The 13,648-nt window shown below is 54.3% G+C and carries 9 protein-coding genes and 1 pseudogene; 8 read left to right on the forward strand and 2 right to left on the reverse strand.

What is annotated here, in order from left to right; translation table 11 throughout:
• Positions 1-140: 140 nt before the first annotated feature.
• The 5 genes and pseudogenes from cadB (at position 141) to lysS (ending at position 7,063) form a co-directional block, all read left to right on the forward strand.
• Positions 141-1,478: a cadaverine/lysine antiporter gene (gene cadB / locus ACMYSO_RS20075; RefSeq protein WP_434586059.1), complete on the forward strand. Its 1,338-nt coding sequence runs from the start codon at positions 141-143 to the stop codon at positions 1,476-1,478.
• Between the two features lie 82 nt (positions 1,479-1,560).
• Positions 1,561-3,708: a lysine decarboxylase CadA gene (cadA, locus tag ACMYSO_RS20080; RefSeq protein ID WP_434667189.1), complete on the forward strand. Its 2,148-nt coding sequence runs from the start codon at positions 1,561-1,563 to the stop codon at positions 3,706-3,708.
• A 58-nt stretch (positions 3,709-3,766) separates the two neighbouring features.
• On the forward strand, positions 3,767-5,242 hold the full coding sequence (gene dtpD / locus ACMYSO_RS20085; RefSeq protein ID WP_434667191.1) for a dipeptide permease DtpD: 1,476 nt from the start codon (positions 3,767-3,769) through the stop codon (positions 5,240-5,242).
• A gap of 204 nt (positions 5,243-5,446) precedes the next feature.
• Positions 5,447-5,536: pseudogene (locus ACMYSO_RS20090) on the forward strand (hypothetical protein); the annotation flags it as partial.
• Positions 5,537-5,545: 9 nt separating this feature from the next.
• Positions 5,546-7,063, forward strand: coding sequence for a lysine--tRNA ligase (gene lysS, locus ACMYSO_RS20095; protein WP_434667194.1), 1,518 nt, complete (start codon positions 5,546-5,548; stop codon positions 7,061-7,063).
• 90 nt (positions 7,064-7,153) lie between these two features.
• Here lysS and ACMYSO_RS20100 read toward each other — a convergent pair whose 3' ends face one another.
• A complete protein-coding gene (locus tag ACMYSO_RS20100) occupies positions 7,154-7,684 on the reverse strand; it encodes a phospholipase D family protein (RefSeq protein ID WP_434667197.1) in 531 nt (176 codons plus the stop codon).
• Positions 7,685-8,234: 550 nt separating this feature from the next.
• On the opposite strand from ACMYSO_RS20100, the gene ACMYSO_RS20105 reads away from it, so the two are divergent.
• The 3 genes from ACMYSO_RS20105 to ACMYSO_RS20115 are packed head-to-tail and all read left to right on the forward strand — an operon-like array spanning position 8,235 to position 11,718.
• Positions 8,235-9,158, forward strand: a complete 924-nt coding sequence (locus tag ACMYSO_RS20105; protein ID WP_123755794.1) for a sugar ABC transporter substrate-binding protein — start codon at positions 8,235-8,237, stop codon at positions 9,156-9,158.
• Between the two features lie 33 nt (positions 9,159-9,191).
• Entirely contained in the window at positions 9,192-10,676 is a 1,485-nt protein-coding gene (locus tag ACMYSO_RS20110) for a sugar ABC transporter ATP-binding protein (protein ID WP_434586054.1), read from the forward strand.
• Between the two features lie 19 nt (positions 10,677-10,695).
• Entirely contained in the window at positions 10,696-11,718 is a 1,023-nt protein-coding gene (locus tag ACMYSO_RS20115; RefSeq protein ID WP_434670845.1) for an ABC transporter permease, read from the forward strand.
• A gap of 54 nt (positions 11,719-11,772) precedes the next feature.
• Here ACMYSO_RS20115 and ACMYSO_RS20120 read toward each other — a convergent pair whose 3' ends face one another.
• On the reverse strand, positions 11,773-13,470 hold the full coding sequence (locus tag ACMYSO_RS20120; protein WP_434667200.1) for a diguanylate cyclase domain-containing protein: 1,698 nt from the start codon (positions 13,468-13,470) through the stop codon (positions 11,773-11,775).
• Positions 13,471-13,648 lie beyond the last annotated feature (178 nt).

The following is a 13,648-nucleotide window of genomic DNA, read 5'->3' on the forward strand; positions in this document are numbered from 1 at the left end:
TCTGATGTTTGTGGTTATTTCACTTTATCTTTAGGACTTTTTACCTATGAATCCTTAATCTGGTTGGCAGTTGGTCGGGTCAATTAAAGGTTCTATATCATGATCTGTACCTCCAAAATAAACTTAGGAGAAAAGCAAACATGAGTTCTGCCAAGAAGATAGGGCTATTTGCCTGTACCGGCGTGGTCGCTGGTAATATGATGGGGAGCGGTATTGCATTATTACCTGCGAACCTTGCCAGTATCGGTGGTATTGCTATCTGGGGTTGGGTTATTTCTATTATTGGGGCTATGTCGCTGGCTTATGTATATGCCCGACTGGCAACCAAAAACCCACAGCAGGGTGGCCCAATTGCGTATGCCGGGGAAATATCTCCCGCATTCGGTTTCCAGACCGGTGTTCTTTATTATCATGCGAACTGGATTGGTAACCTGGCAATCGGTATTACTGCCGTCTCTTATCTTTCGACCTTCTTCCCGATTCTGAATAACCCGATTCCAGCCGGTATCGCGTGTATTGCGATCGTCTGGATATTTACCTTCGTGAATATGCTCGGCGGTACCTGGGTCAGCCGTCTGACCACCATCGGCCTGGTGCTGGTATTGATTCCGGTGGTAATGACTGCGGTTATCGGCTGGCACTGGTTTGATGCAGCCACCTATCAGGCGAACTGGAACACATCCAGTACCCCGGACAGCCACGCGGTTATCAAAAGTATTCTGCTCTGCCTGTGGGCCTTCGTGGGTGTAGAATCCGCGGCCGTCAGTACCGGTATGGTGAAAAACCCGAAACGCACCGTTCCGCTGGCAACCATGCTCGGCACCGCAATGGCTGGTGTGGTTTATATCGCGGCAACTCAGGTTATCGCCGGTATGTACCCTGCAGCTCAGATGGCGGCTTCCGGTGCGCCATTCGCGATCAGTGCTTCGACTATTCTCGGTGGTTGGGCTGCGCCAGTGGTTTCCGCTTTCACCGCCTTCGCATGTCTGACATCTCTCGGTTCCTGGATGATGCTGGTGGGCCAGGCCGGTGTACGTGCCGCTAACGACGGTAACTTCCCGAAAGTGTATGGCGAAGTTGATAACAACGGTATCCCGAAAAAAGGCCTGCTGCTGGCCGCGGTGAAAATGACCGCGCTGATGGTGCTGATCACCCTGATGAACTCCAGCGGTGGTAAAGCCTCTGACCTGTTCGGCGAGCTGACCGGTATCGCGGTACTGCTGACCATGCTGCCTTACTTCTACTCCTGCGTTGACCTGATTCGCTTCGAAGGCATTAACATTCGCAACCTTGTCAGCCTGATTTGTTCCGTACTGGGCTGTGCGTTCTGCTTCATCGCCCTGATGGGTGCAAGCTCCTTCGAACTGGCCGGTACCTTTATCGTCAGCCTGATCATCCTGATGTTCTACGGTCGCAAAATGCACCAGCGTCAGCACGAAAATGACAACACTGACAGCTCTACCGCCAGCGCACATTAATCAGTAACCCCTTTTCCTGGAGCTCCTTCCTGCACCTGTCACCACGTGACGGGAGGGGCTCTCCATATCTGGAGATTCGACTATGAACGTTATCGCAATCATGAATCACATGGGCGTCTACTTTAAAGAAGAGCCTATCCGTGAACTGCATCGCGCCCTTGAACGCCTGGACTTCCGTATTGTCTATCCGAACGACCGCGAAGATTTACTGAAGCTGATCGAAAATAACGCCCGCCTGTGCGGCGTGATCTTCGACTGGGATAAGTACAATCTCGAACTGTGCGAAGAAATCAGCAAACTGAACGAATATATGCCGCTGTATGCTTTCGCCAATACCTATTCAACACTGGACGTCAGCCTTAACGATCTGCGGATGCAGGTGCGCTTCTTCGAATATGCACTGGGCGCTGCCGATGATATCGCTGATAAAATCAAACAGAATACCGATGAGTACATCGACACTATTCTGCCGCCGCTGACCAAAGCGCTGTTCAAATATGTGCGTGAAGGCAAATATACCTTCTGTACCCCTGGCCACATGGGCGGTACTGCCTTCCAGAAAAGCCCGGTAGGTAGCATCTTCTATGACTTCTTTGGTTCTAACACCATGAAGTCTGATATCTCGATTTCCGTCTCTGAACTGGGTTCACTGCTGGATCACAGCGGCCCGCACAAAGAAGCGGAAGAGTACATTGCGCGTGTCTTCAACGCAGAACGCAGCTACATGGTGACCAACGGTACTTCAACCGCGAACAAAATCGTCGGTATGTACTCTGCTCCGGCCGGCAGCACCGTGCTGATTGACCGTAACTGCCACAAATCGCTGACCCATCTGATGATGATGAGCGACATTACGCCGATTTACTTCCGTCCGACCCGTAACGCTTACGGGATCCTCGGTGGTATTCCGCAGAGCGAATTCCAGCACGCGACCATCGCCAAACGCGTGAAAGAGACGCCGAACGCCACCTGGCCGGTACACGCCGTTATCACCAACTCCACCTATGATGGTCTGCTGTACAACACTGACTTCATCAAGAAAACGCTGGATGTGAAATCCATCCACTTTGACTCCGCCTGGGTGCCTTACACCAACTTCTCGCCAATCTATGCCGGGAAATGCGGGATGAGCGGTGGCCGTGTTGAAGGGAAAGTGATTTACGAAACCCAGTCTACGCACAAACTGCTGGCGGCATTCTCTCAGGCTTCTATGATCCACGTTAAAGGTGATGTCAACGAAGAGACCTTCAACGAAGCCTATATGATGCACACCACCACCTCTCCGCATTACGGTGTAGTGGCATCAACGGAAACAGCTGCCGCGATGATGAAGGGCAACGCCGGTAAACGTCTGATTGATGGCTCTATCGAACGTTCTATCAAGTTCCGTAAAGAGATCAAACGTCTGAAAGGCGAGTCTGAAGGCTGGTTCTTCGATGTCTGGCAGCCGGAACATATCGACGGACCGGAATGCTGGCCGCTGCGCTCCGATAGCGCATGGCACGGTTTCAAAAACATCGATAACGAACACATGTACCTCGACCCGATCAAAGTCACTCTGCTGACTCCGGGGATGAAGAAAGACGGCACCATGGATGAGTTCGGTATTCCGGCCAGCATCGTGGCGAAATACCTCGACGAACACGGTATCGTGGTTGAGAAAACCGGTCCGTACAACCTGCTGTTCCTGTTCAGTATCGGCATCGACAAAACCAAGGCACTGAGCCTGCTGCGCGCGCTGACCGACTTCAAACGTGCCTTCGACCTGAACCTGCGTGTGAAAAACATGCTGCCGTCACTGTATCGTGAAGATCCAGAGTTCTATGAAAACATGCGTGTTCAGGAACTGGCGCAGAACATTCACAAACTGATCGCGCACCACAACCTGCCGGACCTGATGTTCCGCGCATTCGAAGTGCTGCCGGCCATGGTGGTCACACCGTACGCTGCGTTCCAGAAAGAGCTGCACGGTAAAACTGAAGAAGTGTATCTCGAAGAGATGGTTGGCCGTGTCAATGCCAACATGATCCTGCCGTATCCTCCGGGAGTTCCGCTGGTGATGCCGGGTGAAATGATCACTGAAGAGAGCCGTCCGGTCCTGGAATTCCTGCAGATGCTGTGCGAAATCGGCGCCCATTATCCGGGCTTCGAAACCGACATCCACGGCGCCTATCGTCAGGCGGATGGTCGTTACACCGTTAAAGTGCTGCAAGAAGAAAACAATAAGTAATTGACGCTCCAGGGGAAGTGGCTTGCCACTTCCCTTTTTTCACGCTGCAGGAGACCTCATGAAAACACCCTCACAACCGCGCGCGATCTATTACATCGTAGCGATCCAAATCTGGGAATACTTCAGCTTTTACGGCATGCGTGCCTTACTCATCCTCTATCTCACCCATCAACTTGGCTTTGATGACAGCCACGCCATCAGTCTGTTCAGTGCTTACGCTTCTCTGGTTTACGTGACCCCCATTCTCGGCGGCTGGCTTGCCGACCGCCTGCTCGGCAATCGCACGGCAGTTATTGCCGGCGCGCTCTTGATGACGCTCGGCCATGTGGTGCTGGGCGTTGAATCCGATGCCACCTGGAGCCTTTACCTCGCGCTGGCGATCATTATCTGCGGCTATGGTCTGTTCAAATCCAACATCAGCTGTTTGCTTGGCGAGATGTACGCCACCGACGATCGTCGACGCGACGGCGGTTTTTCACTGCTGTACGCGGCGGGGAACGTCGGCTCCATCGCGGCGCCGATTGCCTGCGGCCTTACGGCGCAATGGTACGGCTGGCATATCGGTTTTGCGCTGGCGGGGATCGGTATGTTTATCGGGCTGCTGATTTTCCTGAGCGGCCATCGGCATTTCAGCCACACCCGCGGCGTCGACAAACAGGCGCTGCGCGCGGTGAAATTTGTGTTGCCGACCTGGGGCTGGCTGGTGGTGATGCTGTGCGTCGCGCCGGTTTTCTTCACGCTGCTGCTGGAAAACAACTGGTCTGGCTATCTGCTGGCGATCGTCTGCGTGTTCGCCGCCCAGATGGTGGCGCGGATTATGGTCTCCTCCCCGCAGCACCGCCGCGCGCTGTGGCAAATCGTTCTGCTGATGCTGACCGGTACTCTGTTCTGGGTTCTGGCGCAGCAGGGCGGCAGTTCGATCAGCCTGTTTATCGATCGTTTTGTCGATCGTCATCTGTTGAATATTGAAGTGCCGACGGCGCTGTTCCAGTCGGTGAATGCGGTGGCGGTGATGGCCGCAGGGGTGATGCTGGCGTGGCTGATGCGCCCGGAAGGCAGCACCCGCTCGGCGCTTCGCGTCTGGCTGAAGTTTGCTTTTGGTCTGGTGCTGATGGGCTGCGGGTTTATGGTGCTGGCCCTCAACGCCCGCCACGGTGCCGCCGATGGTCAGGCTTCAATGGGGCTGATGGTCACCGGGCTGGCGCTGATGGGCTTTGCCGAGCTGTTTATCGACCCGGTGGCGATGGCGCAGATCACCCGCCTGAATATGCCGGGGGTGACCGGCGTGCTGACCGGGATTTATATGCTGGCGACCGGGGCGGTGGCCAACTGGCTGGCGGGGATCGTCGCACAACAGACCACCGAATCACAGCTCAGCGAAACGGCGATTGCCGCCTGGCAGCATTTCTTCTCGCAAATCGGGGAGTGGACGCTGGGGTGTGTGGCGGTGATTGTCATCCTGGCCTTTGGCGCGCTCTTCAGCGTGGGTAAACGCCGGGCAGCGACCGGCGATCTGCCAGGCAGTAGCTTGTAGCTCCGATAATGTCGTTGCAAGGCGCACGCCGATCTGCGCCTTGCATCATTCATCTGTTAGGAGGAGGATATTCTGGCGACACGGTTAGCCAGTGAATGAAAAAGCTTTAATTCTTTAATTGCTGAGTGATATCAGCCTTAAGTAAAGCCAGGATAGTAAATATTCTATCGTTCTCTCTTTGGCGGCAACGTCTGAGAGTGGCGGCGTACTGGTGCAGAGACCCGCACGCATCAGGCTGAGCCGGATAGTGGCCTGGTTCAATTTATCGAAGCAAGATTGAAAGCAGGGTTATGAGGAACCAACATGTCTGAACAACAAGCACAAAGTGCCGATGAGGCAATTGACCTTAATAATGAACTGAAAACCCGCCGTGAAAAGCTGGCTGCGCTGCGTGAGCAGGGTATCCCGTTCCCGAACGATTTTCGTCGTGATCATACGTCTGACCAACTGCATGCTGAATTCGATGGCAAGGATAACGACGCGCTCACCTCGTTGGATATTGAAGTCTCGGTAGCGGGTCGTATGATGACGCGCCGCATCATGGGGAAAGCCTCCTTTGTTACCTTGCAGGACGTCGGTGGCCGCATCCAACTGTACGTGGCGCGCGACGATCTGCCGGAAGGCGTCTACAACGAGCAGTTTAAAAAGTGGGACCTTGGTGACATCATCGCCGCCCGCGGTAAGCTGTTTAAAACCCAGACCGGCGAACTCTCGATCCACTGCACCGAACTGCGCCTGCTGACCAAAGCCCTGCGCCCGCTGCCGGACAAATTCCACGGCCTGCAGGATCAGGAAGTTCGCTACCGTCAGCGCTACCTGGATCTGATCGCCAACGACGAATCGCGTCACACCTTTAAAGTCCGTTCGCAGATCCTCGCGACGATGCGCCAGTTCATGGTCGCCCGTGGCTTTATGGAAGTCGAAACTCCGATGATGCAGGTGATCCCCGGCGGCGCTTCTGCCCGTCCGTTCATCACCCATCACAACGCCCTGGATATGGACATGTACCTGCGTATCGCGCCGGAACTGTACCTGAAACGCCTGGTGGTTGGTGGCTTTGAGCGGGTGTTCGAAATCAACCGTAACTTCCGTAACGAAGGGATCTCCGTTCGCCATAATCCAGAATTCACCATGATGGAACTGTACATGGCGTATGCGGATTACAAAGATCTGATCGAGCTGACTGAATCGCTGTTCCGTACTCTGGCGCAAACCGTGTTGGGTAAAACGCAGGTGCCTTATGGCGATCAGATCTTCGATTTCGGCAAGCCGTTTGAAAAACTGACCATGCGCGAAGCTATCAAGAAATATCGCCCGGAAACCGAAATGGCGGATCTGGATAACTTCGACGCGGCGAAAGCCATTGCCGAATCCATTGGTATTAATGTTGAGAAGAGCTGGGGCCTGGGCCGTATCGTCACCGAGATCTTTGACGAAGTGGCGGAAGCGCACCTGATTCAACCAACTTTTATTACCGAATATCCGGCTGAAGTTTCTCCGCTGGCGCGTCGTAATGACGTTAATCCGGAAATCACCGACCGCTTTGAGTTCTTTATCGGCGGGCGTGAAATCGGCAACGGCTTTAGCGAGCTGAACGATGCGGAAGACCAGGCACAGCGTTTCCAGGATCAGGTCAACGCGAAAGCGGCCGGTGACGACGAAGCGATGTTCTACGACGAAGACTACGTGACGGCGCTGGAATATGGCCTGCCGCCGACTGCGGGTCTGGGGATTGGTATTGACCGGATGGTGATGCTGTTCACCAATAGCCACACCATCCGTGACGTGATCCTGTTCCCGGCGATGCGTCCGCAGAAATAAACTGTCCTGAAAGACCACGCCCCTTGCGCATTTATGGCGAGGGGCGTTTGTGAACATCCCCCACGCATAACCCTACCATCCTGCGCGACCTTAACCGGCGTAGGCCACTCCCTGCGCCCAGCGGGATTGCCAGTGGGCAATAAACTGCCGGGTCAGCGCCTTCTGATGATGGATAACCACGACGTTTTCGCTGTTCTCCGTTTCAGCTGACGGAGCATAGTTAAATGACCCGGTTTCCACGGTGTCGCCATCGGCAATCATCATCTTGTCGTGCTGAATGTGATAATGGCCGTCCACCCGCAGCGCCACGCCGCCCTCAACAACATATTTCATCATGGCCTGGCTGGCCTTCACGCGATTGCGTTTTTTATCGACCACGATCTGCACATTCACTCCGCGGGCCGCGGCGGCTACCAGCGCGCGGGCGATATCGGGTGCCTGAAACGCATAGGCGATCATCTGGATCGAGGTGTGGGCCTGATTGATGGTGTGCAGCACCAGCGCCCGGGCTGAGCCTTCCGGTGAAAAACCCACTTCAATATCTGGCGCAGCCTGTGCCAGCGCGGGCAGGGTGAGCGCCACGGTCAACAGGGCGAGCTTAAGCGAAAATCGACGGGACATGGCAGGTTGCCTGCACCAAATGATGATGGAAGCGAGCAGTCTATGCCTCTGCGCCGACTTTGGGAACCTCACCGTCACGGCGGGGTGAAAATGGCGCATGACGTTTCAATTAACCTTGTAGTGAGTGTGTGAAATCTTCTTTGGTTAAATGCCACCTGCCGGGCGCTGACTTGTGCGCAATCTGTAACCTGCCTCTCATTTTTTGCTCGTTTATGCAGCAATGTTAGATATCTGTCAAAGTTCTGTTACCAGGCGGTTTTAAAATTTTCATTTCAGTTATTTAATTATAAAAGTTTCATATTTGATGTTAATGAAACAAAACAACTGAATTGAGGCTGTCGACAAATCGCATGGTTAATGAACTGCTGTTTTAATAATTCATTAAAAATCAACTGAATTTAGCAGTAATCATAAACATGAACAAAAACAGGGTCCTCAGAGGCCGTCCCTCTGTTCCTGGCGTCGATCGGCATCAGAAAGCGACATGACGAAATGAATTTTTCATTTTATCTCAATGCACCGGCAAATCACCGAACCCCAAGGATCAACTATGAACATCAAGAAAACGATTGTTGCCTCTTTGTTAATCTGTATGTTGCCCGCCGCCGTGATGGCCAAAGACCTTTCCGTGGGCGTCTCGATGGCGCTTTTCGATGATAACTTCCTGACTATTCTGCGTACTGCGATGCAGAAAGAGATGCAAAAAGAGGGCGTGAAATCGCAGGTTGAAGATGCCAAGGGCGATGTCGCGCAGCAGCTTCAGCAGGTACAGAACTTCATTGGCCAGGGTGTCGATGCGATCATTGTCAATCCGGTCGATACCAACGCGGTGAAACCGATTATCGACCAGGCCACTAAAGCCGGTATTCCGCTGGTGTTCGTTAACCGTCGTCCACAGGTGCCGCTGACCGACAAAATGGCCTACGTCGGCTCCGATTCTGTGCTGGCCGGCCGTCTGCAAATGGAAGCGCTGGCGAAAGCGATGAATGGTAAAGGCAACGTGGCGATTCTGCTGGGCGACCTGGCTAACGAATCTACCCGTGACCGCACCAAAGGGGTGGAAGAGGTGGTCGCAAAATACCCGGATATCAAAATCGTCCAGAAACAGACCGCCAAGTTTATGCGCAACGATGCCGTGGACGTGGTGAGTAACTGGATGACCAGCGGGGAAGATATTCAGGCTATCGCCTCCAACAACGATGAGATGGCGATCGGCGCGCTGCAGGCGCTGGGCAGCAACCCGAACCACATCCTGATTGCTGGCGTCGATGGCACCCCAGATGCGTTACAGATGCTGAAAAACGGCAAGATGATCGCCACCATTTTCCAGGACGCGAAAGGGCAGGGCGAAGGCGCGGTGGATGCGGCGGTGAAACTGGCCAACGGCGAGAAAGTCGAAAAAATCATCGATGTGCCTTACCAGCTGATTACCAAAGAGAATATGTCTGACTTCGTCAGCCGTAACCAAAAATAATCAGGCCGGGAACGGCGGTACGGAGGGTGAGGTATGAACGCTTTTGCACTTGAAGCCGAAGGTATCAGCAAGTTCTTTCCCGGCGTGAAGGCGCTCGACAATGTCTCATTACGCGTGCGTCCGGGAACGGTGCACGCGCTGATGGGGGAAAATGGCGCGGGAAAATCCACGTTGATGAAGTGCCTGATTGGGATTTACCGTCCCGATAAAGGCGCGATTCGGGTGAAGGGCGAGCCGGTGCAGTTCCAGGATACGATGGATGCGCTGCGCTCGGGGATCTCCATGATCCACCAGGAGTTGAACCTGGTGCCGCATATGACCGTGGCAGAGAATATCTGGCTGGGCCGGGAGCCGATGAAATACGGCTTTGTCGACCATCGTCAGCTGACCCGTCAGACGCAGGCGTTGCTCAATAAACTGAACATTCGCCTCTCCGCCGAGGCGCTGGTGGGCGACCTGAGCATTGCCGCCCAGCAGATGGTGGAGATTGCCAAAGCGGTGTCGTGGAATGCCGATATCGTGATTATGGATGAACCGACTTCTGCGCTGACCGAAGGGGAAGTGGCCCACCTGTTCACGATCATTCGTGATTTACGCGAGCAGGGCAAAGCCATTATCTACATCAGCCATAAGATGGACGAGATTTTCACCATTACCGATGAAATTAGCGTCTTTCGCGATGGCGCCTGGGTCAGCAGTAAACAGACGGCGGAATTTACCCGCCAGTCGTTGATTACCCAGATGGTGGGCCGCGAATTAACCCAGCTGTTCCCGAAATTCAATAACACCATTGGCGAGGATGTTTTAACGGTTCGGCATCTGTCGCGTAAAGGGTATTTCGATGACATTAACTTCAGCGTCCGGCGGGGGGAGATCCTCGGGGTCGCGGGGCTGGTCGGCGCCGGACGAAGCGAGGTGATGGAAAGCCTGTTTGGTATGACCCACTTTGACAGCGGCGACGTGCTGATTGATGGCCTGCCGGTCACGATTAGCTCGCCTTCCGTGGCGATCGAAAACGGGATGGCGCTACTGACCGAAGACCGCAAAAAATCCGGGCTGTTCCTGGTGCTCTCGGTGATGGAGAACATGAGCATCGTCAATATGCCGGAATATGTTGGCAAGAGCGGGTTCGTCAAACATATGAAGATGGCGGAAGACTGCATGGAACAGATCCGTCGGCTGAATATTAAAACCCCGACCATGGATCAGATTATTAATAACCTCAGCGGCGGCAACCAGCAAAAGGTTTTAATTGCCCGCTGGCTGTTAGCACAGCCGAAAATATTAATACTCGATGAACCCACCCGCGGCATTGACGTGGGGGCGAAAGCTGAAATTTATCATTTGATTAGCGAGCTGGCGAACCGCGGTGTCGCCGTCATTATGGTCTCTTCAGAACTCCCGGAAATTCTTGGCATGAGTGACCGCGTGATGGTCATGCACGAAGGGCGAATCACCGGCATCCTCAATAAAGACGAGGCCGATCAGGAAACCATTTTGTCGTTGGCATCCCATTGAGGCGTAGAGAATGAGCAATATGAAATTGACCGCAGCACCGGCAACCGAGCGTCCCTCTTTTCTGGGCAATTTGCGCCATAAACTGCCGAAAGATACCGGAATATTTATCGTCATGGTGGCGATTGCCCTGACCTTTGAAATTGCCGGCTGGTTTGTCCGGGATCAGTCTTTCCTGATGAACACCAACCGGCTGATTCTGATTGTCCTGCAGGTGGCGATTATCGGGATTATTGCCGTGGGGGTAACCCAGGTCATTATTACCACCGGGATAGACCTTTCCTCCGGTTCGGTGATTGCCCTCGCGGCCGTGGTGGCGGCAAGCCTGGCGCAAACCTCGGACAGCCTGTCACCGATGTTCCCTGCGCTAGTGAACCTGCCGGCGGTGATCCCGATTTGCGCCGGGATTGGCGTCGGGCTGCTGTGCGGGTTAACCAACGGTTTTCTGGTCACCCGCACCGGTATTCCGCCGTTTATTGCCACCCTCGGGATGATGGTTTCTGCGCGTGGTCTGGCACAGTACTACACCCAGGGAAACCCGATTAGCTTCCTGTCCGACAGCTTTACCTCGATTGGACAGGGCGCGATGCCGGTGATTATCTTCTTCGTGATTGCCGCCCTGTTTCACGTCGCGCTGAAACATACCCGCTACGGTAAATATGTGTACGCCATCGGCGGAAACATGACCTCGGCAAAAGTGTCCGGCATCAACGTAAATAAGTACCTGGTGATCGTCTATACCATCGCCGGAGCGCTGTCTGGCCTTGCCGGTGTGGTGCTGGCGGCGCGCGTCAGCAGCGGCCAGTCGAGCATGGGGATGTCCTATGAACTCGACGCCATCGCCGCGGCGGTGATCGGCGGCAGCAGCCTGATGGGCGGGGTCGGGCGAATTACCGGCACCCTGATTGGCGCGATGATCCTCGGCTTAATCAAAAGCGGCTTCACCTTTGTCGGCGTGGATGCTTACGTTCAGGATATTATCAAAGGGATTATTATCGTCGCCGCGGTGACGATTGATATGCGCCGTAACCGCAAGAAGCATTGATCGACCGGGCCGCAGTCCCTGGCGCGATGCCGGGTTCTGCGGCTCTGACGGTACTCAGGGGAGGCCGCAAATCCGGTCGCGGCCACTGTTTTTGGCTTTATACAACTCGCTGTCGGCCTGCGACAGTAGCTCAGTCAGCGGGCACTGCCAGCCCCGGGATACGCCGAAACTGGCGGTGACTTTAAAGGTGTGATTCCCGGTGGTATGGAACGTCAGCTTGCGGATTTCCTGCTGAATAGTGCTGGCGTAGCGGGCAACCTCATCCGCGGTTTGGGCTAACAGCAGCACCGCAAACTCTTCTCCCCCCAGACGCCCCACCACGTCCTCCGGGCGGCTGCACTTCTGCAAGGTATTGGCGAGAGCAACCAGAACTTCATCACCCATTGGGTGCCCCCAGTTATCGTTAATCGACTTAAAGCGGTCGACATCCAGCATGATTAACCACGCCGGAAGCGCTTTGCTGGACTGGCTGATACGGGCATTGGCCTGGTTGGTAAAGGCCCGGCGATTATACAGGTGGGTCAGCGGGTCTTCTTCCGACTCACGCTGGTACTGACGACTGCGCAGAGCGTCTTCATGCAGCTTTTCCCCTAAGGTGCCCAGGGATGAAAACAGTTCCTGTACCTCTTCGGCGGTATCATCATCGATCTGTACATGCAGCTGTTTGCCGGCAATCAACGCCGCGGCGATATCGTTTAAACGAAGAATCGGTCGTAATACTCGTGAGCGAATGTAGAAAATCATCGCGATGGTCAGGGCATAGACCAGTCCTAGCACCACCAGTCGCAGCAAAAAGCTCTTCAGCGCCTGGTGTTCGGCGGCGGTGTAGTGTTCCTTTACGCCGGTCATATAGGTATCGAGCAAATTATCGAAAGAGCTGAGGCTGGCGTGGTAGAGAGTGGCAAAACCTTCGGCATCCACGCTGTAGGGTATCCCCTTATCACTCTCCATTTTTAGCTGGTTAATTAAGGCAATACCCTCCTTTTCGAAAGCGCGGCGTGTAGTATCCAGCTTACTCTGGAACAGCGGCAGGTAGGTGGATTCATCGCCCTGGGTTTGCAGGATCCACCAGGCGGTATTGATTCTCTCGATACCACGGATCAACGCTTCCCGGTTGGTCTGGGGAATTGGGGTGTTTGTCGCGAGTGGGATCAACACCTGCGAACCCAGCCGTCCCGTGGCGTCACGCAATTCGCCCAGCGCCTGGGCGCGCAGGATCGGCCCGAGGGCGCTTGGCTCCAGCAGGAGAAACTCAGAGGTTCGCTCAAACAGCGCCCTATGGTAAAAGTCGGTGGCGACCACCATGTCAAGAATGGTTTGGTTGGCCGCTTCCGGGTCGCTCAGCACATGGGTGCGGAAAGTGCTGGCAAGGCGTCGGGAATGCTCCAGCTGTTTTACCATATCCACCATCAGGGCCGGTGAGAGCAGGTCTTTTGGGATCGTCTGCAGGTCGCGGTCGGTGATTTTTTGGTGTTCGATAAGCGCCTGCCAGCGCTGTTCTTTTTCTGCCGCCGGGCTAAGCACCAGCTCGTTGACAAAGGCTCGCTCGCTGGCCAGGTCATTGGAGACCTGCAGCACACGGTAAAAAACATCAAACTGGATGACGTTGTTATGGGCGCTTTGCCACATCGACCATGAGCCGGAAAGGAGCCAGAAGGACGTTATGGTGGTTAAAAAAATGGTCGCCAGCGCGGAGCCCCAGATATAGCGCAGGACATTGGACGATGTTGTGGATTTCTTTTTAGTTTTCACACGTACCCGAAGCGTCAGCAGTAAAAAAGAACAAATTGAGCGTGGTTACACGAGATCACAATGACGAGCAGTGGCGTTATCTACGCTCAGTGGCTCTACTATAGGTTATCTATTGCCTGATCTTAGCAGAAAATACAGAAATAAATGTGTTTTAGGTGATAGGGTTAAACAATATAAC

Source organism: Klebsiella sp. B345 (assembly GCF_051131735.1).
Lineage (GTDB): Bacteria > Pseudomonadota > Gammaproteobacteria > Enterobacterales > Enterobacteriaceae > Klebsiella.

Bases quoted from the DNA above. Each gene is read 5' to 3' on its own strand.
- cadB (WP_434586059.1), top strand. From the start codon at position 141: ATGAGTTCTGCCAAGAAGATAGGGCTATTTGCCTGTACCGGCGTGGTC.
- cadA (WP_434667189.1), top strand. From the start codon at position 1,561: ATGAACGTTATCGCAATCATGAATCACATGGGCGTCTACTTTAAAGAA.
- dtpD (WP_434667191.1), top strand. From the start codon at position 3,767: ATGAAAACACCCTCACAACCGCGCGCGATCTATTACATCGTAGCGATC.
- lysS (WP_434667194.1), top strand. From the start codon at position 5,546: ATGTCTGAACAACAAGCACAAAGTGCCGATGAGGCAATTGACCTTAAT.
- ACMYSO_RS20100 (WP_434667197.1), bottom strand. From the start codon at position 7,684: ATGTCCCGTCGATTTTCGCTTAAGCTCGCCCTGTTGACCGTGGCGCTC.
- ACMYSO_RS20105 (WP_123755794.1), top strand. From the start codon at position 8,235: ATGAACATCAAGAAAACGATTGTTGCCTCTTTGTTAATCTGTATGTTG.
- ACMYSO_RS20110 (WP_434586054.1), top strand. From the start codon at position 9,192: ATGAACGCTTTTGCACTTGAAGCCGAAGGTATCAGCAAGTTCTTTCCC.
- ACMYSO_RS20115 (WP_434670845.1), top strand. From the start codon at position 10,696: ATGAAATTGACCGCAGCACCGGCAACCGAGCGTCCCTCTTTTCTGGGC.